The 23,821-nt window shown below is 60.5% G+C and carries 14 protein-coding genes and 1 pseudogene; 8 read left to right on the forward strand and 7 right to left on the reverse strand.

Annotated features, from left to right (window positions below):
• The first annotated feature begins 16 nt into the window (after positions 1-16).
• The 4 genes from PW789_RS16570 to PW789_RS16585 all read left to right on the forward strand — a co-directional run bounded on the left by PW789_RS16570 (position 17) and on the right by PW789_RS16585 (position 10,450).
• A complete protein-coding gene (locus PW789_RS16570; RefSeq protein WP_299378631.1) occupies positions 17-3,109 on the forward strand; it encodes a TonB-dependent receptor in 3,093 nt (1,030 codons plus the stop codon).
• Between the two features lie 29 nt (positions 3,110-3,138).
• The gene (locus PW789_RS16575) at positions 3,139-5,283 is read left to right on the forward strand and encodes a VWA domain-containing protein (RefSeq protein ID WP_299378633.1); all 2,145 of its coding nucleotides are present in this window, start codon (positions 3,139-3,141) and stop codon (positions 5,281-5,283) included.
• Between the two features lie 167 nt (positions 5,284-5,450).
• Positions 5,451-6,677, forward strand: coding sequence for an ROK family transcriptional regulator (locus tag PW789_RS16580; RefSeq protein WP_299378635.1), 1,227 nt, complete (start codon positions 5,451-5,453; stop codon positions 6,675-6,677).
• Positions 6,678-7,084: 407 nt separating this feature from the next.
• Positions 7,085-10,450 carry a TonB-dependent receptor gene (locus PW789_RS16585; RefSeq protein ID WP_299378637.1) on the forward strand — a complete coding sequence of 1,122 codons (3,366 nt, stop codon included), beginning with the start codon at positions 7,085-7,087 and terminating at the stop codon, positions 10,448-10,450.
• Between the two features lie 111 nt (positions 10,451-10,561).
• Here the strand turns inward: PW789_RS16585 and PW789_RS16590 are convergent, their stop codons facing one another.
• Entirely contained in the window at positions 10,562-11,584 is a 1,023-nt protein-coding gene (locus tag PW789_RS16590) for an LLM class flavin-dependent oxidoreductase (RefSeq protein WP_299378639.1), read from the reverse strand.
• A gap of 148 nt (positions 11,585-11,732) precedes the next feature.
• Here PW789_RS16590 and PW789_RS16595 point away from each other — a divergent pair, with 148 nt between their 5' ends.
• A complete protein-coding gene (locus PW789_RS16595; RefSeq protein ID WP_299378641.1) occupies positions 11,733-12,545 on the forward strand; it encodes a hypothetical protein in 813 nt (270 codons plus the stop codon).
• Between the two features lie 5 nt (positions 12,546-12,550).
• A complete protein-coding gene (locus PW789_RS16600) occupies positions 12,551-13,339 on the forward strand; it encodes a tetratricopeptide repeat protein (protein WP_299378643.1) in 789 nt (262 codons plus the stop codon).
• 151 nt (positions 13,340-13,490) lie between these two features.
• On the opposite strand, the gene PW789_RS16605 is transcribed toward PW789_RS16600, so the two are convergent.
• Genes PW789_RS16605 through PW789_RS16615 form a run of 3 tightly spaced genes read right to left on the reverse strand, consistent with a single transcriptional unit; the run spans position 13,491 to position 19,373 of the window.
• Positions 13,491-14,984, reverse strand: coding sequence for an efflux transporter outer membrane subunit (locus PW789_RS16605; RefSeq protein ID WP_299378645.1), 1,494 nt, complete (start codon positions 14,982-14,984; stop codon positions 13,491-13,493).
• Positions 14,984-16,204, reverse strand: a complete 1,221-nt coding sequence (locus PW789_RS16610; protein ID WP_299378647.1) for an efflux RND transporter periplasmic adaptor subunit — start codon at positions 16,202-16,204, stop codon at positions 14,984-14,986. Before PW789_RS16610 ends, PW789_RS16605 begins: the two co-directional genes overlap by 1 nt.
• Before the next feature lies 1 nt (position 16,205).
• Positions 16,206-19,373 (reverse strand): efflux RND transporter permease subunit, encoded by a 3,168-nt coding sequence (locus tag PW789_RS16615; protein ID WP_299378649.1) that lies wholly within the window; start codon positions 19,371-19,373, stop codon positions 16,206-16,208.
• 282 nt (positions 19,374-19,655) lie between these two features.
• Here PW789_RS16615 and PW789_RS16620 point away from each other — a divergent pair, with 282 nt between their 5' ends.
• Together PW789_RS16620 and PW789_RS16625 are read left to right on the forward strand one after the other, a co-directional pair.
• Entirely contained in the window at positions 19,656-20,678 is a 1,023-nt protein-coding gene (locus tag PW789_RS16620; protein WP_299378651.1) for an ATP-binding protein, read from the forward strand.
• The gene (locus tag PW789_RS16625; RefSeq protein WP_299378654.1) at positions 20,671-21,312 is read left to right on the forward strand and encodes a response regulator transcription factor; all 642 of its coding nucleotides are present in this window, start codon (positions 20,671-20,673) and stop codon (positions 21,310-21,312) included. The genes PW789_RS16620 and PW789_RS16625 overlap by 8 nt, the downstream gene beginning before the upstream one ends.
• 121 nt (positions 21,313-21,433) lie before the next feature.
• Here PW789_RS16625 and PW789_RS20215 read toward each other — a convergent pair.
• The 3 genes and pseudogenes from PW789_RS20215 to PW789_RS16635 all read right to left on the reverse strand — a co-directional run.
• Positions 21,434-21,625 (reverse strand): annotated as a pseudogene (locus tag PW789_RS20215) (DoxX family protein); the annotation flags it as partial.
• A gap of 106 nt (positions 21,626-21,731) precedes the next feature.
• Entirely contained in the window at positions 21,732-22,451 is a 720-nt protein-coding gene (locus PW789_RS16630; RefSeq protein WP_299378656.1) for a LamG-like jellyroll fold domain-containing protein, read from the reverse strand.
• A gap of 122 nt (positions 22,452-22,573) precedes the next feature.
• The gene (locus PW789_RS16635) at positions 22,574-23,788 is read right to left on the reverse strand and encodes an MFS transporter (RefSeq protein WP_299378658.1); all 1,215 of its coding nucleotides are present in this window, start codon (positions 23,786-23,788) and stop codon (positions 22,574-22,576) included.
• Between the last annotated feature and the right edge of the window lie 33 nt (positions 23,789-23,821).

Below are 23,821 nucleotides of genomic sequence, written 5' to 3' on the forward strand. Positions count from 1 at the left end.
TGGAAAGCACGGTGGTGTGAGAGCTTGGCTTTGCCCTGCACTGCTGCTGCTGGCGCTGCATGCGTCGGCGTTTGCGGCGGAGCATCATGGACGGGTCCTCTTTCATGGGGCGCCCGTCCCCGGTGCGGTCGTGACGGCGACGCATGGGGCGCAGCAGCTCCAGACGGTAACGGACGGGCAGGGGATCTTTCAGTTTCCCAGTCTCGCAGATGGCGAGTGGACGATCCGCGTCGCGATGCAGGGCTTTGCGATGCAGGAGCAGAGCATCAAGCTGGACAAGAGCACGCTGGCGAGCAGCTTCGAGCTGAAGATGTTGTCGGTGGCGGATGTGCTGGCGCTGGCGACGATGGTGATGCCGCCGCCGGTTCCTCCTCCACTGGTGGTGAGGCCGAAAGAGAAGAAGGCGGAGACGGTCGATGCTCCCGCACCTGCTCCAACGGCGGCAGGCGGCGATGCGGAGAAGAGCGCGGATGGTTTGCTGATCAACGGCAGCGAGAATAATGCGTCGACATCGAAGTACTCGATCTCGCAGGCGTTCGGTTCGCGCAGGCCGGGGGCGAAGGGGCTTTATACGGGGAGTGTCGGCGTGCAGGTGAGTGCGTCGCCATTCGATGCTCGGCCTTATTCGGTGACGGGCCTGGAGGTGCCGAAGGCGTCGTACAACACGATCAACGGTGTGGCGACGCTGGGCGGGCCGCTGAAGATTCCACACCTGTTGCGCGATGGGCCGACGTTTTTTGTGGGTTATCAGTGGATGAGAAGCACCACCGCCAGCACGCAGTCCGGGCTGGTGCCGACGGAGGCGCAACGCGGCGGCGATCTTTCGAATACGCTGACGGCGCAGGGAACGCCGGTGAGTGTGGTCGATCCGGCGACGGGGCTGCCCATCACGGGGCCGGTACCGGTGAGCGCGCAGGCGCAGGCGCTGCTGAAGCTATATCCTCTGCCGAATCTTGCGGGGAACACGCGGTACAACTACCAGACGCAGACGCTGACCAGCCTGCACGCCGATTCGCTGCAGTCGAAGATGGATAAGAGCATCGGCCGCCGCGACCAGGTGTATGGCGGGTTTGCCTTTCGCAGCATGCGTTCGAGCAGCGAGAACCTGTTTCACTTCGTGGATGCAACGAACACGCTGGGCATCGACAGCAATGTGCACTGGTCGCATCGTTTCCCGCATCAGGTGCTGCTGGATACGGCGTATCGTTTTACGCGGCTGCGGACGCAGGTACGGCCGTTCTTTTCCAATCGCGAGAATGTCTCAAGCGATGCGGGCATCACGGGCAATGAGCAGAGCCCGGAGAACTGGGGCGCGCCGGATCTCTCGTTCTCGAGCGGCATCGCAGGGCTGAGCGAGGCGAAGAGCGCGTTCAATCGCAACCGCACGGATGCGTTCTCGATGGAAGCGACGTGGGTGCATCGCCGGCACACGGTGAGCTTTGGCGGCGATCTGCGCTGGCAGCAGTTCAACCAGTTCGGACAGGCGAATGCGCGCGGCAACTTTACCTTTACCGGAGCGGCGACGCAGGGCAGCGGCAGTACGGGATCGGACCTGGCGGACTTTCTGATTGGCGTTCCGGACGCGAGTCAGATTGCTTACGGCAACGCGGATAAATATTTCCGGCAGAGAGTCTACGACCTGTTCGTCAACGACGACTGGAGGGTACGGCCGGAGCTGACGCTGAGCCTGGGGCTGCGCTGGGACTACGGCTCTCCGATGACGGAGCTGAAGGGCAGGCTGGTGAACCTGGACATCGCGAGCGGCTTTGCGGCGGTGGCGCCGGTGCTGGGAAGCGATCCTACGGGCTCGCTGACGGGCTCGCAGTATCCGTCGTCTCTGGTGCGGCCGGACAAACGCAACTTTGAGCCGCGCATCGGGCTGGCGTGGCGGCCGCTGCCGACGACGCCGCTGGTGGTGCGCGCGGGCTATGGGATCTACGTGGACACGTCGGTGTATCTGTCGAGCGTGCAGACGATGGCGCAACAGTCGCCGCTCTCGACCAGCCTGAATGTATCGAACGGGCCGGACTGCGCGCTGACGCTGGCCGATGGATTTCACAGTTGCTCGGGGACGACCGAGAATACGTTTGCGATGGACCCGAATTTTCGCGTGGGTTATGCGCAGGTGTGGAGGCTCTCGGCACAGCAGGATTTGCCGGGATCGATTGTGGTGACGGCGTCTTACCTTGGCACGAAGGGTACCCGCGGGCCGCAGGAGTTTCTGCCGAATACGTATGCGCCGGGCGCAACGGAATATTGTGCGACGTGTCCGCGCGGGTTTACGTATCGCACGTCGAATGGAAACTCGATTCGCCATGCGTTCGATCTGCAACTGCGGCGCAGGCTGCGCGGCGGACTGACGGCGACGTTGAACTATGAGTATGCCAAGTCGATCGATAACGATTCGGCGCTGGGCGGTGCGGGATATGCGACGGCGTCCACGTCTTCTTCGTCGTCATCGGGGTCGGGATCATCGAGTTCATCCGGTGCTTTGACCACGGCATCGAGCGCCGCTGCGGCCGATATGGTCGCGCAGAACTGGCTCGACCTGCGGGCGGAGCGTAGTCGTTCGAGCTTCGATCAGCGACACCTGGTGAAGTTCACTTTTCAGTACACGACGGGCATGGGGCTGCATGGCGGCAACTTCTTCAACGGTAAGAGCGGCGCGCTGTTGAAGCAGTGGACGATCTCGTCGGTGCTGACGGCAGGAACGGGATTGCCGCAGACGCCGATCTACCTGGAGACGGTGCCGGGCACGGGTGTGACGGGCACGATTCGCCCGAACCTTACGGGCGCGGATGTCTATGCGGGCGGCGCGGGATATCACCTGAACTCGGCTGCGTTCGCCGCGCCTGGTGCGGGGCAGTGGGGCAATGCGGGGCGCTACTCGATTGAAGGGCCGGGGTCGATCACGCTGGACTCTTCGGTGGCGAGAAACTTCCGGCTGCGCGATCCGTTCACTCTCAATGTGCGAATGGATGCGACGAATGTTCTGAACCACGTGGTCTACACGGGGTGGAACGCGATCACCAACAGCACGACCTTCGGTCTGCCGACCAACACGCAGGGGATGCGCAGCCTGCAGATCAGCGGGAGGCTGCGATTCTGATGACGATGCGGCTCTCTTTTGGATGTGCGATGTTGGCGGCGATTGTGTGCGCTCCACTTGTGGACGCGCAACAGATTGGGACGAACGAGACCCAGGGCAAGGACACGACGTATACGCTCAGCGTGAAGTCGCAGCTGGTGACGGAGAGCGTGGTCGTCAAGGACAAGCAGGGCAAGTTCGTCCCGGGGCTGACGGCGAAGGACTTTGCGGTGACGGAGGATGGAGCGGCACAGACGATTCGCGTCTTCGAACGCGAGTCGCTGCCGGTGGATGCGACGCCGCTGCCGGTGACTTCGGAGGACGAGGAGAGCATTCACATCTACAAGACGCTGGGGCGTACGAAGTACGCAACGGAGGATAAGGCGAGGAGCTATAAAGATCGCCGCCTGCTGGCGTTTTACTTCGACATGACGGCGATGCCTCCGGAAGACCAGCTGCATGCGTTGCAGGCCGCCGAGAAGTTTGTGCGCACGCAGATGACGGAGGTGGATCTGGTGTCGGTGCTGCGCTACCAGGGCGGCTCGGTGGATGTGTTGCTGGACTTTACGGCGGATCGCAACAAGATTCTCAGCATTCTTGAGACGATGGTGGTGGGCGAGGGGCAGGGCTCGGCGGAAGGTGTGGACGACAGCAGCAGCGCGGATGCTGGCGCGGCCTTCGGTCAGGATACGAGCGAGTTCAACATCTTCAATACCGATCGGCAGCTGTCGGCGCTGCAGACGACGGCGCACATGCTGGAGCAGATCAACGAGAAGAAGAGCCTGCTGTATTTCTCCAGCGGCCTGCGACTGAATGGCAACGATAACCAGGCTCAGCTGCATGCGACGGTGGATGCGGCGATCAAGGCGGGGCTGTCGTTCTGGCCGATCGACGCGCGGGGGCTGGTGGCGCAGGCTCCGCTGGGCGATGCAACGCAGGGATCGTCGGGCAATTCGAGCATGTACAACGGAGGCGCGGCGCAGGCGGCGAACGATCGCCTGCAGCAGTCGCAGGACACGCTGTACTCGCTGGCGGGAGATACGGGCGGCAAGGCGTTCTTCGACAACAACGATCTTGCGCTGGGGATTGTGCGGGCGCAGCGAGCGATCTCGGACTACTACCTGATCGGCTACTACACGACGAACACGGCGCAGAACGGGCGGTTTCGCAAGATCAAGATTACGGTGCCGGGGAACCTGAATGCGAGCCTGGACTACAGGCAGGGGTACTACGCGAACAAGGAGTTCGGCAAGTTCAACGGCGCGGAGAAGGAGCGGCAGCTGGAAGACGCACTGCTGCTGGGCGATCCGATTACGGACCTGACGATTGCCATGGAGGTGAATTACTTCCAGCTGAATCGGGCGGAGTACTTTGTGCCGGTGACGGTGAAGATTCCGGGGCGCGAGCTGGCGCTGGCCAAGAAGTTCGGCAATGAACATACGGTGATCGACTTTGTGTGCGAGATCAAGGACGAGATGGGGTTGACGGTCTCGAATCTGCGCGACAACGTGGACGTGAAGCTGAGCGATGCGTCGGCGACAGAACTGGCGAAGCGGCCCATCGAGTACAGCACGGGCTTCACGCTGCTGCCGGGGCACTACACGATCAAGTTTCTGGCACGCGACGATGAGACGGGACGCATGGGGACGTACCAGGGGGTCTTCGTGATTCCCAACCTGAGCAAGGCGACGAAGCAGCTGCCGATCAGCTCGGTGGTGCTGAGCACGCAGCGCGTGGATACGAAGCAGGCGCTCTACAACACGATGAAGGGCAAGGAGCAGGCGAAGAATGACGCGGCCAATCCGCTGGTGAATGGCGACGGAAAGCTGATTCCGAGCGTGACGCGGGTGTTCCGCAGCGACCGGGAGATCGAGGTCTTTCTGCAGGCTTACTGGGGAGGTGCGACGGCTACTGCCGCAGGAGCGCAGGGGAGCAGTGCTCCTGCCCAGCCTGCGGCGGAGGCAACAAAGGTCGTGGCGTTCGTGAGCCTGTATCGCAATGGCAGCAAGGTGGTGGATGGGCAGGCGGTGCAGGCGATGGCGCTGCCGGAGAATCGCCTGGGCGCGGTGCCGATCGACCTGAAGCTTCCGCTGAGGGGCGTGGAGGCAGGCGAGTACCAGTGCCAGGTGACGGTGCTCGATCCATCGAAGGACCGGGCGGCGTTCTGGCAGGGGCCGCTGGCGATTGTGCCCTGAAGGCCGTGTCATTACTGCCCACTACGATCTGTTGGGCGTGTACGATGGAGCGCCTGGCTGATCTCCGGTTTCGCGGAACGATCCCCGGAAGGCATGTGCGGTTCTATGGGACGCTAAGCTGTGGAGTGGCATGGGCAGAGGTTTGCGAATAGCATCGATGTCACACGATGAGTAAAGAGCGAGTACTAATAGGGCGTCCTGAGTTGATGCGGCAGACCAATGCGCGCACGATTCTCACGCTGCTGAAGAAACGCAGCCCATGCTCCCGCGCGGAACTTGCTCGAGAGACGGGGATGAGCGCGCCGACGGTGGGAAATGTGATCGCCGAGCTGACCGACTTTGGCCTGGTGGAGTGGCTTGGAGAGGGTGTTTCAGGTGGTGGCGGCGGCCGGCGACCGGAGAACCTTCGCTTCAAGGCGGAGTATGGCTATCTGGCGGGGGTGCATATCTCCGCCGGGTCGGTGCAGTTCATTTTGACGGATCTGAATGGGGACGTCGTCGAAGACCGGCGCGAGCCGCTGCGCAGCAACGGCAGCAGCCCGGAGGATGTCGTCACACTGCTGCACGAGCAGCTGAAGGCGATTATGAAGCAGCACTCCCTGCCGTGGAAGAAGCTGCTTGCGCTGACGGTCGGTATGGGTGGAATTACGAACGTCGACGAGGGGGTTGTGCTCTCGGTCAACAACCTGAGCTCGTGGAGGAACGTTCCTCTCAAAGAGATGCTGCAGCGGCATTTTTCGTGTGCGCTGCATGTGGAAAACAGTACGAACCTTGCGGCAGAGGGCGAACGCTTTCGCGGCGCGGCGCAGGAGGAAGATAGCTTTATCTTTGTCGGCGTCGGATCGGGTGTGGGAGCGGGGATCATCCTGAACGGGCAGCTGATCCACGGCAGAAGCTGGTCGGCGGGGGAGATCGGCTATCTGCGTATCCCGAATGTCTCGGGCGCCAATCCTGCGCTGTACGAGTATGGCCGGCTGGAGCAGATTCTTGGCGCGCAGGGAATCCTGAAGAGCTGGAATGCTGTCCAGGAGAAGGCGGGAGCGACGAGGAAGGTGCGCAAGGCAAGCGACGTGCTTGATCTTGCGGCGGAAGGGAACCAGGAGGCGCGGAAGATTGCCCGGCACAGGGCGCGCCTGCTGAAGGACGTGGTGATCAATCTTTCGCTGACGCTGAACCCGGCTCTCTTCGTCTTCGGCGGAGAGTTTGGGGGCCATCCGATGCTGCTGGAGCCGACGATCGAGATGCTGCGGGAGAGCGAGGTTGCGGCGGCACGGATTGTTCCCAGCGGCCTCGGCAGCTCGTCGGTTGCATGGGGCGCTGTCGCGACAGCCATGCAGGAGGCGGAGAAGACGATGTATCGCTTGCCGGTAAATTGGCCGAAACAGGCAGGCTAGACCGTGTTCCCGGTGGATTGTCCTTTCGTCGGTAAAAGTAGCCTGCGGCCTGTGAAAGTGTCCTGGCGGCGCATTTTTCGCTGCTGGAAGGCCGTATGAAATGACTGTCAAAATGTCGTTGACAACATGAGTTGGTAACGATAGATTCCTAAGTAATTTCATACCAGTACGTGATTTCTATTCATTTCCCGTCGTGCCACGCAGCATGACGGTTTTCCGAGTTCAGGTGCTTTAGGTCTGGCGCGCTCTGCGCGTCCTCTTCCAGGAGATATAGATCTGGAGGACTCGCGGACCTGCGTCTCCAGGCAGATTTGGATGACGAGGTCAGGTTCGCGTGCTAACGCGCAGGACAACGGAATAGCACGAAATATCGAAGCAGATACCAGAGAACGGGGTAGGGCTTATTTATGCGAATCACTTTGTGGAAGCTATGTGTCGCAGGTCTAATTTTGTTCTGCGGATTCAACGCCGCCAGGGCACAGGAGTTGGCCGCCAGTCTGGCGGGAACTGTTACGGATGCCTCGGGTGCCGCTTTGCCGAACGCAACCATCCAAATCATCAACGTCGCCACCAGGAGTGCGTCGCGTACCGCGACGACAGATGCGAGCGGAAGCTACACGGTGACGAACCTGCAGCCCGCGACGTACAACGTCACCATTGCGGCAGCAGGTTTCAAGAGCTTCAGCGTGCAGAACGTCGTTCTGTTCGTTGCGCAAAAGCGTACGGTCAACGCCGCGCTGCAGACCGGTTCCGTCGACCAGGCGGTAACGGTGCAGGCGGACGGTATGGCGGTTGAGACGCTGAGCAGCGAGCAGGCGGGAACGATCAGCGGAACGCAGGTGCGCGAGCTGGAGCTCAGCAATCGTAACTTCGAACAGCTGGTAACGCTGCAGCCGGGCGTGGTGAGCGGGCTGGGCGATGAGACGGGCTTCGGTCTGAACAACACGACGACACTCTCGGTGAATGGCGCTCGCGCGAGCTCCAACAACTGGATGGTCGACGGTGCGGACATCAACGACAGCGGATCGAACACGACGCTGCTCAACGTGCCCAGCATCGATGCGATCCAGGAGTTTACGCTGGAGCGCGGATCGTACGATGCCGGTTACGGACGCAGCGGCGGCGCGCAGGTACTGGTCGCGACCAAGCGCGGAACCAACGAGTTCCACGGCGATGCGTACGAGTTTGTTCGCAACGACATTTTGAACGCCAACACCTACTTCGGCAATCAGACGGACACGCCGCGAGGCATCGAGCGGTATAACAACTTCGGCTTCACGCTGGGCGGACCGCTCTACATCCCTCACCTGCTTGATCGGGCCAAGAGCAAGACCTACTTCTTCTGGTCGGAGGAGTGGCGCAAGGTAAGCTCGCCGACGACGAACAGCGTTACGGCGGCCACGCAGGCTCAGCTGAACGGTATTGTCTCGGGCCAGGTGACGGGCGCTCCGGCCGGATGCGTGACGTACGATTCAACTCTGAACCAGAGCACCATCAACCCTTCGTGCTACAGCGCGAATGCGAAGGTGTATCTCACCAATGTCTTCAATAAATTCCCGGCGAACAACTCGGGCAACTATGTTTCGACCTTCTCTTCGCTGAACAACTTCCGCCAGGACATCGTCCGTATCGATCACGATTTCGGCGAGAAGCTTCACGTCTTCGCTCGCGGCATGGAGGACGATACCCCGGAGAACTTCCCGACCGGTCTCTGGACGGGGGCGAACTATCCTGGCCTGGTCAACACGTCGGTGAACGCTCCGGGCTACAACGTCGTTGCCAATGCGACGTATACCATTACGCCTTCGATGGTGAACGAGCTTGAGCTGGTGTATGCGCAGGGTTCCATTCGCGCAACGCTGAACGGCGCCGCGAACGATCCTTCGGTTCTCGGCAGCCTGACGCAGAACACGGCGTATGCCGATCCGTACGGACGTATTCCGACGATCACCTTCACCGGCGGAACGATCACCGGCCTGTCGCAGGGTTCTGCTCCTTACAACGAGCGCAACCTGGACCGGACGCTGTTCGACAACTTCTCGCTGACGAAGGGCAGGCATTCGATCCGCACCGGATTCACGGTGTCGCAGATGCTGAAGACGGAGAACGCCTCGGGCGGAAATCCCAGCTTCAACTTCAATACCTGGAGCGACTTTCTGCTGGGCAACGCCAACCTGTACCAGCAGGCCAACCGCGATGTGGTTCCCGATCTGCGCTACTACAACCTGGAAGCGTATGCGCAGGATGACATCAAGATCAACCGTCGTTTGACGATCAATCTTGGCCTGCGCTGGAGCTACTTCCCCTCACCGACGGACGCGAAGGATACGCTCAATAACTTTGTTCCGAGCCTGTATAACGCATCGCTCGCTCCGGCGATCGACAGCGATGGCAACTTTGCGGCGAACCAGACGATAGTTCCTTCGACCTACACCAATGGCCTGATCTTCCCGGCTGGCTCGGCGTGCACCGCGGCGCAGGCGGTCTCGTCGGGTGTGACCTGCTCGCCTTATGGAAGCCGCGTCAATCCGAACTCGAACAAGAACTTCGCACCTCGCGTCGGCTTCGCGTTCGATCCGTATGGCAACGGAAAGACCTCGATCCGCGGCGGCTTCGGCATCTTCTTCGATCGCACGCTGAACGGCATATGGGAGCAGAATGCTTTTGGAAATCCTCCGCTGGTGCAGACGACGACGATGAACGATACCAGCTTCGATCATCCGCTGCAGGGAACGTCGGTCCAGTCCCTTGCGCCTAACCACCTGACGCTTACGGGAAACCCGATGTTCAAGGTTCCGTCGTATGCCTCGTATAACCTGTCGCTGCAGCAGGAGATTTTGCCGAGCACGATTCTTGAGATCGCGTATGTGGGTTCCATGGGCCGTCACTCGCTGGGCGAACTGGACATGAACCAACCGACGCTGGCGGCTCGTGCTGCTAACCCGACGGCGAATGTGAACGCGGTACGTCCGTATCTTGGCTACTCGTACTTCCAGGCACGCGTGCCGATGTTCACGAGCAACTACAACTCGCTGCAGATCTCGGTGAACCATCGCATCACGCATGGCCTGACTGCAGGGCTCGCGTACACGTGGTCGAAGAACCTGACGGACCAGTCGACCGACCGTGGAGCCGCGAATACGAACACCTATAACCCCAAGATGGACTATGGTCCTTCGAGCATGAACACACCGCACATCTTCATCGCGAACTATGTCTACCAGTTGCCGTTCTATAGCGAGCAGCATGGTTTCAAGGGACGCGTGCTGGGCGGCTGGGAGATTTCGGGCATCACGACCTTCGAGTCGGGTCAGTCGGCTTCGGTGACACAGGCGGTCGATCCGTTCGCCTGCGTTACACCGGACAACAGCACGACGGGCTGCGTTGCAGGGACGTATCCTGGCGGTCTCGGTATCAGCACGCCGAACGCCGATATCGCTCCGCGCGTCGACCAGATTGCTCCGGTGCAGCTGACCAAGAAGGTCGGTCAGTGGTTCTCGACCTCATCGTTTGCGCAGGCGTCCGGACACTTCGGTTCCTCGCGCAACGGTATCTTCCTGGGACCGGGGCTTGAGAACTGGGACCTGGGTGCTATCAAGAACCTTCGCATCAGCGAGCGGTATCGCTTCCAGCTGCGCGGCGAATTCTTCAACGCTTTCAACCACACAAACTTCGCGGGTGTCGATACCAGCATCAGCGACGTGAACTTCGGCCAGGTGACGAGCACGCATCTTCCGCGCCGTATCCAGCTTGGAGCGAAGCTGTACTTCTAACCGCTGCTGCACAACTGAAGCTGAACAATGAAAGAAGCCCGCCGATGAAGCGGGCTTCTTTTATTTGCAGGCTGAGTGTGGCCGACGTATTGATGGAACGGATTGACTGATCTAGCGCCAGCCGAGTGCGGGAGCAACCGTCGTCAGGATTGCTTCCATAACGTGCACGTTGTAGGCGACGCCAAGCTGGTTCGGGATTGTGAGCAACAGAGTATCGGCCTCGGCGATGGCCTCGTCCTTTCGTAACTGTTCGATCAGGGCATCGGGTTCGGCGGCGTAGCTGCGGCCGAAGATCGCTCGCGTGGTGGCATCGATGAAGCCGACCTGGTCCTGGTCATTTCCGCTCTGACCGAAGTAAGCGCGATCGAGGTCATTTACCAGCGCGAAGATGCTGCGGCTTACCGAGATGCGTGGCGTGCGAGTGTGGCCAGCCTCTTTCCAGGCCGCACGAAAGGCGCGGATCTGCGCTGCCTGCTGGATATGGAAGGGCTCGCCGGTCTCGTCGTCTTTGAGCGTCGAGCTTTGCAGGTTCATGCCCAGCTTTGCTGCCCAGATTGCAGTTGCATTGGAGCCTGCTCCCCACCAGATGCGTTCGCGCAGGCCTTCAGAGTGTGGCTCGAGGCGAAGCAGACCGGGCGGGTTGGCGAACATCGGGCGAGGATTGGGCTGGGCGAAGCCTTCGCCGCGCAGCAGCTCGAGAAACGTCTCCGCGTGCCTGCGTCCCATGTCGGCATCACTCTCTCCTTCTGCCGGACGATAGCCGAAATAGCGCCAGCCCTCGATGACCTGCTCGGGAGAACCGCGGCTGATTCCCAGCTGGAGGCGGCCTCCTGCGATGAGATCCGCTGCAGAAGCATCTTCGGTCATGTAGTGAGGATTCTCATAACGCATGTCGATCACGCCGGTGCCGATCTCGATGGTTCGCGTGCGCGCTCCAACCGCTGCGAGCAGAGGAAATGGCGAAGCCAGCTGTCGCGCGAAGTGATGAACCCGGAAGTAGGCCCCATCTACGCCCAGGCGCTCGGCCTCGACGGCCAGGTCAATCGACTGCAGGAGAACATCAGCGGCCGACCTCGCTTGCGATTGTGGTGAGGGAGTCCAATGGCCGAAGGAGAGGAAGCCAATTTTCTTCATAGGAATAAGTTTATCGCTGCGCGATGCCGTCGTGCCGTTCTCCGCCGGGCCGCTCCGGTTGTGGCAGAATGGCCGGCACATCTACGAAGTGTTTAGCCGACGAAGTGTTTAGCCTGCGAAGTGTTTAGCCTGCGGTGAGACGGAGGCGGTGGCTCCGCTAAACTGGAATAACGGAAGCCGTATGTCAGCCGAGATCATTCTTCAACAAACCCCGGACCACGTCGCCCTCCTTGGCCAGCGCGAGCAACTTGCGTCCGTGCGCAACACGCTCGCCGAGCGTGAATCGGAGCTCGCCCAGCTCCGCGCCCAGCTCAAGACCTTCGAAGGCCGTTACTTTCGCCAGGTCGGCGTGCTCTATGCCGAGCTCGACGATCTCGAAGCCCGCATCGCCGAGATCGAGGTCGTTCTCTACGACTCCGAGTCCGCCCGCACCCGTGCCGAAGAGGCCCGCCGCCAGGCGCAGGAGACCCATGCAGCCGCCTTCAGCGAAGCCCGCGATGCTGAAGAGTTCGACCCGCCCCCCAGCCTCAAGACCCTCTTCCGCGACGTTGCCAAGCGCATCCATCCCGACTTCGCGCGCGACGACGCCGAGCAGAAGCACTTCACCCTGCTGATGGCACGCGCCAACCAGGCCTACAGCCGCGGCGACACTGAGGCTCTGCAGCGGCTCCTCGACGACCACCGCGAGATCAACGCCTCCATTGCAGGCGAAGGCCCCGCCGCCGAGCTTCTCCGCATCACACGCCAGATACGCCACGCCCAGCGCGACATCGCCAACCTCGACGCCGAGCGCCACACTCTGCTCGACAGCGAGATCGCCCAGCTCCACCTCGACGCCGATGCCGCTGCCCGGGAACACCGCGACCTCCTCACCGAACTTGCCGCCAGCCTTGCCGACCAGATCGCCGACGCAAAATACCGCCTCGCCTTCGTTGACCGGCAGGTCAAGGCGCAACGATAGCCGCCATGGACGATCAACCCAAAGGCGGCTTGCAGCACATCCCTACAGGCACTGCGCTGTCGCTCAGCTCCTCGCGCTCCGGCATCATCGCCCGCGGCCGCCGCGATGCCTCCAACGCCTCCTCCAATCCGCACTACCGTCAGGCCGTCGCGGACTACAACGCGGGCAACTTCACCTCGGCGTCAGCAGCCTTTCAGCTCGCCGCGCAGCAGGGTCATGCTGAATCGCAGTACCTCCTCAGCACCCTGTACGACGAGGGGCAGGGCGTTGCGCAGAACGACACTGAGGCGGCGCTCTGGGAGCGCAAGGCCGCGGAGCAGGGCCACGCCTACGCGCAGGCCAACCTCAGCTTCCGTTACTACGCCTCCGGCAACTTCGCAGAAGCCTTCGCCTGGTGCCAGCGTGCGGCGCACAGCAACCTCGCCTGGGCGCAGTACAACCTCGGCCTCATGTATCGCAAGGGCGAGGGCGTCGCACCCAGCAACACCGAAGCCGCCCACTGGTATCGCCTTGCCGCTAATCAGAACTTCGCCGAAGCCCAGCAGAAGCTCGCTGACCTCTACTACTCCGGGCAGGGTGTGCCGCACAGCTACACGCAGGCCGCGCACTGGTATCGCAGGGCTGCGGAGCAGGGCAACGCCGAGGCACAGTTTCAGCTCAGCCATCTCTACGCCATCGGGCAGGGTATCGAACACGACTACACGCAATCCCGCCACTGGATTCGCCAGGCCGCGCAGCAGGGTCACGAACAGGCCATCCGCGAACTCAAGCGCCGCGAGTATCGCGACCCGTAGATCTTCTGGGCGGCAATCCGCTGCGTGTCTTCCGTCAGATCACATCGTAGCGGAGAGCAAAAAAAAGAAGGAGCCTCGGGAGGGCTCCTTATCAATGGATGACGCATTGTTCTCGCCATTGCGATGATGGCGGCTCGCACACCCGGTTCCTTTATGGAGCCGGATGTCCAAGGTTTTTGTACTGCAGGGCCTTCATCGGAGCCAGATGGTCCTGTGCCGGGATCTCGGCTGTATCCCAGCCTCCGCCCAGCGAACGCACCATGCCGACAGCGCCCTCGAATCGTGCCGTCTGTACCTCGACCGCGGAGAGCCGGGCATCGAGTGCGGCGATCTGCGCGACCACCACGTCGAGATAGTTCGTCAGGTCGCCCGTGTAGAGCTGCATCTGCATCTTCTGCGTCTGCAGCGCCGCGGTGGTTGCTTCCTGGCGCTTCTGCTCCTCGCCGCTCAGATAACGAAGACGGGAGAGGGAGTCTTCGACCTCGCGGAAGGCGTTCAACACCGTGGAGCGATATTCGTCGGTCGTCTGGCGATACTCCGCGTAGCTGCGTTGCAGTTCGGCACGCCGCTCGCCGCCCTCGAAGAGGGGAAGCGCGCCGCTCATGCCATAGCTCCACAGACTGTTGGCGAGGCTCGTCAGGCCAAAGCCGTCATCGGAGAATCCGGCCATCGCGCCGAGGCGGATATCGGGATAGAACGCAGCCTTGGAGATGCCAATGGCAGTGTTGGATGCGGCCATATGGCGCTCCGCCGAGGCGATGTCCGGGCGGCGCTGCAGCAGCGTCGAAGGAACACCGATTGGAATCGAAGGAAGATGCAGGTGGAAGGTATCTTCCGGTGCGATGTGGAAGTTCGTCGGCGTCTGGTTGATCAGAATAGCGATGGCGTGTTCCAGAAGCGAACGCTCCATGCGCAGGTTGATCTCCTGTGCCTCCGTGCTGCTCAACTGATTCTGCGCACGCGTCACGTCGGAACGTGGAGCGATATCTCCGTTGAGACGCAGCTGCGTGATGTTGACAGCGTTCTTATATGAGGCGATCGACTGACGGTAGACCGCGTCCTGCACGTCGAGACCGCGCAGGCGCATGTAGTCTTCTGCAAGCTCGGCCTGGATGCTGAGGCGCGTAAGGGCCACGTCCGCGGCGTCTGCCTGGGCGAGCTCTTTGCGCATGTCGGTCGTGTTGCGGATCTTTCGCCAGATATCCGGCTCCCACGATGCCTCGGCACCGTAGCTCTCGTCGGTGCCGTACAGCGGATCGTACGGAGAGCGGAAGAGTCGATTCTCCGAGCTCTTGTTATCCGAGGTTGCAGCACCCAGACCGATGTGCGGCAGAAGGCGCGAATGAGCCTGCGTGATCAGGTAGCGGGATTGTGTGAAGTGCTCTCCCGCGGCCTGAAGGTCAGGATTCGCAGCAGCGGCCTTCACCTCAAGATCGTTGAGCTGCTGATCGCCGAACAGTGTCCACCAGTCCTTGCGCAGAACGCCGTCCTGCGGTGTGGCGACCTTGAAGACTCCCTCACCGCTCCAGGTTGGAGCCAGGGCCATCTTCGGTGGTGTGTACTTCGGCGGCTTGTTGCACCCCGCCAGAACGACGACGGAGAACACGGAGGTGATCGCTAATTCGCGAGCGAATCTTCTCATCATCACTGTCCCTCGCCTGCTGTGGGGGTGGCTGCGACCGCCGGAGTGGGGGTGGCCTGGTTGTAGCCAGGAGTGGAGGCGACGACATGAACGCTCTCTCCGCTCAACAGGCCGGCGGAGGGATTGTTGATGACACGATCACCTGCTGCGAGACCGGTCAGGATCTCGACGTTCTGTCCGAGATTGCGTCCCACCAGCACCTTCTTGAGCGTGACGTGATTGTTGCTGTCGACGACGGCCAGCTGCTCGCCCTGCTCCTGGAAGATGAGTGCATTTTCGGGAACCAGCAGGGCAGGGCGGTCGGAGGGAACGCGGAAGTGAACCTCGGCGTACGAACCGGGCCACACCTGGTTGCCGGGGTTGTCCATCACCAGCTCTGTGGTGACGGTGCGGGAGTCTTTATCGAGTGCGGTGGCATCGGTGAGGAAGGTCGCATGGAAGGTCTTGCCCGGGAACTGGGGCACGGTGATCTCCGCGGTGACGCCCTTCTTGAGGATGTCGATGTAGTCCTGCGGCACGCTGACGAAGATACGCAGCTTGTGTACGTCGGCCACGGTGAACAGCTCCGTATCGTCGCCCTTGTCGCCAAGCTCGCCGCCGGCCTCGCCGACGTAGTCGCCTACGTTGACCTTACGTGCGGTGACGATGCCGTCGAACGGAGCGACGATGGCGCGGAAGCCTTCAAGCGCTTCGAACTGTGACATCTCGTGCTTCGCAGCCTCAGCCTCGGCGGCCTGCGTGCGGGCGTTGGCTGCCTGCACATCCACCTGCTGTTTGGAGACGGCTTGCGTGCCTTCGAGGTTCTTCCAGCGCTTTGCCGTCAGCTCAGCGAGAGCCAGCTTGGCGTTGGCGACATCGACCTTGGCCTTGGAGGCGCGATACTGGGCATCGAGCTTCGGCGTGTTGATTGTCGCAAGCAGATCGCCGCGACGAACGACAGCGCCGTAGTCCTTGTTCCACATCTTTACGTAGCCGTTGACCTGGGCGTAGATCGGAGCTTCGTACCATGCGCTGATGTCGCCCGGGAGATCGAGGTTGCGCATCGAGTCGCCCGGCTGCGGCATCACGACACTCACATCCTCAATGGAGCTTTCATCGGTTCTTTCGCGCAGTGCGGCGAAGGCGTGCTTCCGGGAGCCGATCCCTGTCACCACAAGCGTGATGACGACACCAAGCAGAACCACCGCAAAGAGGACAATCATGCGTCGGCGTTGATTCATCATGTTAGGCCACCTTTTCCATTGTTGACTTGTTGTTGTGGTGAAGCATTGCGAAGACGCAGGGAACGAACAGCAGCGTTGCGACCGTTGCCAGAGCCAGGCCGCCGATGACAGCGCGTCCGAGCGGTGCGTTCTGCGAGTTGCTCATCGACATCGGCAGCATGCCGATCATCATCGCGAGGGCGGTCATGATGACCGGACGGATACGGCCATAGCCTGCTTCAATTGCAGCGCGCAGGGCATTTCCATGCTCTTCCAACCGCTCTCTTGCGAACGCCACCACAAGAATCGAGTTCGCCGTCGACGTGCCCATACACATGATGGTTCCGGTAAGGGCGGGCACCGACAGGGTGGTGTGCGTGATGAAGAGACTCCACACGATACCGGCCAGAGCGGCAGGCAGCGCGGTGATGATGATGAACGGATCGAGCCAGCTGTGGAAGTTGACGACGATGACCAGGAAGACCAGGAGCACCGAGATGGCCAGGCCGATCATGAGCTGGCGGTATGCGCCGTTCATGGTATCTGCCTGTCCGCGAACACTCATCAGGGAGCTCTTGGGCAGCTTGCTCTGATACTCGTCGACGATCTTCTGCACATCGCCGGCGACTGCGCCGAGATCACGTCCCTCGTTCGAGGCGTAGATGTCGATCACCGGAAGGATGTTGTAGTGCGAGACCTCGCCCGGAGTACCGACGGTCTTGATGGTTCCCATGGCACCAAGCATCTGAGGACGCTTGTTGTCAGGGTTGCCATCACCGGAGGTAACCGGAATCGTCTCCAGATCGTTCATCGACGTCAGCTCTTTCTGCGGCGTGTAGATGTTGATCAGGTACGAGAGACCGGACTTCGGATCGAGCCAGTAGTCCTGCTTCACCTGCTGGCTGCCGGAGAGCGAGACGAGTTCGTTGTTGGCGACATCCGCTTCCTTCACGCCGGTACGCAGAGCGAACTGGCGCTTGGCATCGATGAACAGCGTCGGCGTCGTCATGGTCTGTTGAATGGCGACGTCGGCGATGCCGTTGACCATGCGAAGCTTCTGTACCATCTCCTTGGCGAACTGGTAGTTGTTCTGCATCTCCATACCGGAGATACGGATGTCGATGGGTGCGGGCAGGCCGAAGTTGAGGATCTTATCGGTCAGCTCAGCAGCCTGGAAGGTGAATACCGTGCCCGGGAACTTGGCCGACAGCCCCTTGCGCAGCGTATTGCGGTAATCCCAGACAGGCGACTCCGGGTTATGCAGCGTGATCGACAGATCGCAGTCCTGCGCTCCGATGGAAGGCGTCGGAATGAAGGCCTGATTGTGAGGTCCGACCGGCAGACCGCAGTTGTCGAGCACGTCATCCACCTGGCCCGGCAGCAGCTTCGCGATCTCTTTGTTGACGAGAACAGCTTCGCGGTCTGCGACTTCGAGACGGGTGCCGAGAGGAGCACGCATGTGCATCTGCAGCGCTCCGCCCTTGATCTCCGGGAAGAAGTTGCGTCCGAGGAGCGGAATCAGAGCGAGCGATGCCAATGCCGCGCCCAGGAAGACGACGACAAACATGACGCGCCTGCGAACAGCAGCTTCCAGGATGACGCGATAGCTTTCGCGGAAGGAGAGGAAGCCCTTCTCGAAACCTTTCTGGAAGCGGGTGAAGAAGCCCGGCCTGTAGTTTGGATCGTGGCGCTTCTTATGCTCCTCGATCTGTTTGCCGAGCATCCAGTTGGCCATCGCGGGAACCAGTGTCTGCGAGAGCAGGAACGAAGGCGCCATGGCGAAGATGATGGCGAGCGCCATGGGCATAAAGAGGAAGCCCGCAACGCCGTCAAGCTGGAAGAGGGGCAGCCACACGATGCAGATACAGATCGTCGAGACCAGCGTGGGAAGCAGCATCTGTCCGGCTGCGTCCACGATGGCGGTGGCCAGCGGTTTGCCATGTTCGATATGGATATCGATGTTCTCGATCATGACGGTTGCGTTATCGACAAGGATGCCGACGGCGAGCGCCAGACCTCCGAGCGTCATGACGTTGATCGTCTGCCCCGTAATATGCAGCAGGATGATCGCCGAAAGGATTGAGAGCGGAATCGACACCGCGATGATCAGCGTCGAACGCCATGAGCCGAGGAACAGCAGCACGACGAGACCTGTCAGTCCTGCGGCCAGCGCAAGTTCGCGGACGACGTCGCTGACTGAGTCCTTCACGAAGATGGAGGCATCCGTCAGAATCTTGATGCGAACGCCAGGGGGCAGCGTGCGATTCATCTGCGGAATCAGCTTCTTCACGCCATTGACGACGTCGAGTGTCGAAGCTTCGCCACCCTTCATGATGACGATCATGACGGCCTGTTTGCCCTTCACCAGAACGGCGTTGGTCTGCGGTGGGCCGCCCTGATAGACCCAGGCCACGTCACGCAGTCGAACGGTTGCGTTGTCCACCTGCTTGATCGGCAGATTATTGAACTCTTCGATCGTCTGCGGTACGGCGTTGGTCTGCACCATCCAGTCGATCTTGCCGATCTTCTGATCACCGGCCGGAAGCACGATGCTCTGCTGATCGAAGGCGTTGGAGACATCCATTGCGCTCAGCTTGTGCGACCGCAGTCTCTGCTGATCGAGTGCGACCAGTACGGTGTTCGACGCACCGCCATAGGGATGTGGAATCACTGACCCCGGCACGGTCACCAGCTGGGGACGAAGCCGTGTAATGCCAAGGTTATAGAGCTGGGCGGGCGTCATATTGTCAGCCGTCACCTGCAGCGTCATAACCGGCACGGACGAGGCATCGAGCGACATAACCATTGGAGGCGAGATGCCTGGCGGCAGCTGCTGCACGATGGTCTGCGAGACGGAGGTGACTTCGGCCTCAGCCCTGCCGATCTCGGTTCCGGGCTGGAAGAAGATGCGCACTACGTTGCGACCGAAGTAGGAGTCGCTCTCGAGGTGCTCGATGTTCTCCACCGTCGAGGTGACGGCGCGCTCGTAGTAGTAGGTAATACGGCCTGATACGTCGTTTGGCAGCAGTCCCGTGTAGCTCCAGACAGCGGCAACAACCGGGATTTTGATGATGGGGAAGACGTCAACAGCCGTATTCATGATGGCCTGTACGCCGTACACCGCAATCAGAATGGCGAGGACAACAAACGTATAAGGCCGCTTAAGAGCGAATCGTGCAATAGCCTTCATCGACACCTGTCTTCTACGGCTCGGGAGAAGCCGTGATAGTGGGTCGTCAGGGCATGGCAGTAGGACAAAGAAACAAAGAAATGCGCGAAGGCCCGTTCTCCTGATACGGCACCTGGGACGACAGAACGATCAGCCATGCCCGAACTTGTTTTCACTATGACAGCCAACAGAAGCCCCTGATATCCCGGTTATTGGGGATATTTCCCCCGATCTTCAGGGGGGTACCCCGAATTTGCCCTTAGGGCGTAGCATTCTCAGCGGAGATACGTTCTGATTAACATCATGGGTAAGCTGGAAGTCGCTTCTACAGGTCCCGGTTCTGCTTCCTCCACGTACCTGGTTCGCTCGGTCTATGGAGGCTTTGCCGCGATCGTCCTCCTCATCTGCATGACGGCCGGCCTCGTCTTCGAAGGCACGGAACATATTCATGCGGAAGCCGCTCACTCGCTCTTCTCCCTTTCCGCCGGAAGCCTGACCCACAGCAATGTCGACCAATTGATTGCGGCGCAGTCGCGCAGGCTGCTTGGACGCGTCGAGTTGATCCTGTTTCTCTGCGGGGTCTCCGTGATTGCGTGCGGTCTGGTTACCGTCTGGACCGTGAGTTCCAATCTGCGCCGCATCCAGGCCCAGAGCAACGAGCTCAACCTCCTCAGCTGGCGCATGTCGCAGGAGCACGAGGTCGTTGCGCGCCGCTTCTCGCACGAGATTCACGACGAGTTCGGACAGATGCTGACCAGCATGCGCATGATGCTGCAGCAGACGACGCCGGAGCAGTTCGCGGCGCGTCGGCAGGAGTGTCTCGAACTGATCGACGAGGCCATCGGCAACGTTCGCGAGCTCTCGCAGCTGCTGCGCCCGGTCGTCCTCGATGACTTCGGTCTGATCGAGGCGCTCCAGGGCATGACGCGCAGGCTCGAGATGCAGACCGGCATCCGCATTACTTACACGTCGCACTTTCAAGGACGCCTGCCGGAGGAGATCGAGACGCAGCTCTTTCGTATTGCGCAGGAGTCGCTGGCCAACATGGTGCGGCACTCCAAGGCTACTGAGGCAGAGGTTCACATCTCCTCCATCAATCAATGGGTCACGCTCACGATCGTGGACAACGGTGTCGGTTTTCCTCCGCTTGGCCAGGCGACTTCGGCACGCAAAGGGATGGGGCTCGTCGGCATGAAGGCCCGTATCCGGCATATGGGAGGCATTATGAAGGCGGAAAATCACCAGGGAGGCGGCGCGCAGCTCTTCTTCTCGGTCCCCATTCGTCTCGCGGCCGATGCTCCGCAGCTGGAGGCGATCGATGCCTAGTGGAGTGACAAGAGTGCTGCTCGCCGACGATCACGCCATCGTGCGCCGCGGACTTGCCTTGATCTTAGAAGCGGATTCGACCATGGAGCTTGCCGGCGAGGCCCAGGATGGCAACGAGACGCTGCGCCTGACAGCTGAGCTGAAGCCCGACATCGTTGTGATGGATATCTCCATGGCGGGCATGAACGGAATCGAATGTACCCGCCTTCTTACAGAGCGGCATCCTTCGGTGAAGGTGCTGGTGCTGAGCATGCACCGCGATCCGGTCTACGTTCGCGAGGCCATGCGTGTTGGCGCACGGGGCTATCTGCTAAAAGACGACACGGAAGAAAACCTGTTGAGCGCAATCCGCAATATCGCTCGCGGCAACGCCTTCCTGAGCCCGGCTGTCGCCGGCGTCATCGTGACCGACTTCCGCAAGCACGTCGCCGATCCACTGGATCTGCTGACAACGCGCGAGCGCGAGGTGCTTTACCTGATCGCGGAAGGGATGACGAATAAGGAGGCCGCGAAGCGCCTGAACCTGAGCGTCTATACCATCGAGGCTCATCGCAGCCGCGTGATGGAGAAGCTGAACCTGCAGTCCTCGGTGGATTTAGTAAGGTTCGCAATGCGCCAGGGATTGATCCTGTAGGCATTCGCGTAAGTGATTTGAAGCTGTGGGATATCTCTAGAGCAGCCAGAGAAAGCAGCCGGGGCCGGTCAGGGGGTTGCTTTCGCTGCCTCTGATTGATGCGTGCGGGGATCACTGGCACTAACAATGCGACTACGCCCACCAGCTTTGCCCACGAAAGTTCGATGCGAAAGTAGGCTGGAAAGCCGAGATGAACAAATGCCTCTGCTACCTGGGGAAGCTTCAACTGCGCGTAAGCGGTGAACGTCATATGGAGTGCGAAAAGCGTCGTGGATATCCAGAAGCCGAGTGCACCTGTTTTGGATGACCTCACGCGACGCCTCCTTGCAGTAGCTGCTCCAACTTGCTGACGAACTTCTGCCAGCCATAGTTCTTATGCGGGATATTCGGTCGCGTTTGTCTCAGTTGATGCGCTTTGGCTAATGTTTCCCTGAATCAGGAACTTTCGAAAAATCTGCGGGTGAAGCGAGACCGGGTTGGAAGCGGGCTGAGTAGACATCCCCGGTGAAGAAGTCGCGCTTGTCGATTCGTGTGCCAACTGATGTGGTGCCGGGCGGGAGAGGCGCCAACGTGACGGCGATTTCACCCTGCAGTTTGCCATCGACGTATCCGCGGAGTGTTTTGCCATCGTAGGTCGCAGCGACGGCATACCAGCGATCGAGCGGATGGAGATGCGCGGTGTCGCAGACCAGGGTGACACCGTGCTGCTCGGTACCGTGATCGACATCGATGCCGACGGTGTCAAGGCACCACTGGCTGCCAACGATTCGAATCTCGAACATGCGACGTGATTGCGAGTTGTTGTCCTGCATATGGAAGAAGCGCTGTGCCGGTGCGCCTTTCGAGGACGGGCGAAAGATGACTTCGAAGGTGTAGGTCGCGTCGCCGGAGAGAGGAGCGACGTTGAGAAAGAGTGCATCGCCGACTGGGTTGCCGCTTTCGGGGTTACTGCTGTTGGTATTTCCGCGACCTTCGAAATGTATGGCCTTGCCGATAGGCGTGTCGATGACCTGCGGTGCGCCGACCGTAATGACCTGCGCGCCACCGATTTTGGTCAGGTTATCAAAGCGCCAGGTGGTGGCTTGCTGGGCGAGGCCAGGGACGGTGAGCGCGATGATTGCGGCGGCGAGGAGTTTCATGTGCATACCAGCATACGGAAACGCTTGCGTCGGTAGAGGTGACGATCGGAAGGAAAATCTGTTCTTTGCCTGAAAATCTATTTTGTATCGAGAAACGATCTTCTCGTTGCAATTGTTTGGCGTCAGGCCCGCGAGTATCGCTCACTTCCGCGGAAGATGGCGGCATATAAAATTGCGAGCCCGCAGAGAGGGGACAGCGCACCGAATACGCAAACAGCTTTGAAGCTGTGATGATCCACCCAGGAACCGATCAACGGAGAGATGACTGTCTGCATGAGACCGTAGCTGGCGGTGAGGAGAGAGAAGACAAAGCTGGCGTGGACGGTGCCGAAGAGATCCAGCGCCATGGCATAGATATTGATGCTGATGCAGAGGGTGCAGAAAAAGCTCAGGCTGATCGCAGCGGTCGCCCAGTCGGCAGTTGGCAAAACAGGGATGGTTGCGGTCAGTAGCAGGCCGAGAGCGGCCCAGAAGCAGACATTGAAACGCGCTTTCTGTACGGGGATGCCTCTGCGTGCGCCCTGGAGGGCGAACCAGCCGCCTGTGATTCCGCCCACCATGGCGAAGATCGGCGGAATCCAGGCGTAATGCAGGTTTGCGACTGTAGAAGACAGGCCGCGCTCACGCACGAGATAGACCGTCGTCCAATTGGTCCAGAGGCTATAAAGAGGCATAAGCAGCAGACTGGCGCTGATCAAAGCCCATAGGCCGGGCTGGCAAAGCAGCTGTTTCATCCCTATGGGATCGCCCTCGAAAGAGGAAGCAGGTCCCGCGTCCTGCGGGGTTTTCTGAGTCTTCCACCAAAGCGGAATCCATAGCAGGCCGAGGGTTCCTGCTATCAGGAAGGTACTTTGCCAGCCATATCTTGCTGTAAGGTTCCCTGCGATGAGAGTCGCTCCTACGGCACCGATAGTCAGTGCAATCTGTGTTGCCGCGGTTCCCATACTTCTTTCTGCCGGACGGAGATAGGTCACGTAAGCCTTGGCCACAGCTGGCAGCGAGGCAGACTCCGCGCAGCCAAGCAATATCCTGCAGAGCAGCAGAGCGTGGAAGCTGGAAGCGAATGCAGTCGCGATTCCAAATACAGACCACAGTGCCAGGGCGATCACGGCGACTTTTGTGAAGCCGAGCCTATCGACCAGCAGGCCTGAAAGCGGCGCACAAATACCATACGCAATGGAGAAGCCGGCCACGATGATGCCGTACTGGCCGTTCGTGAGATGAAGTTGCGTCTGGAGGATCGGCCACACTGCTGCAAGCAGGTTGCGGTCAAGTGCGGTAACGCTCAGTGACAAAGCAAAGATCGCAACGATCAAGGCGCGATGGCGACGAATCATGAAATGACCGATCCCTTTGGGGAGACACGGGTG

This window comes from Edaphobacter sp. (genome assembly GCF_028283685.1).
Classification (GTDB): domain Bacteria; phylum Acidobacteriota; class Terriglobia; order Terriglobales; family Acidobacteriaceae; genus Edaphobacter.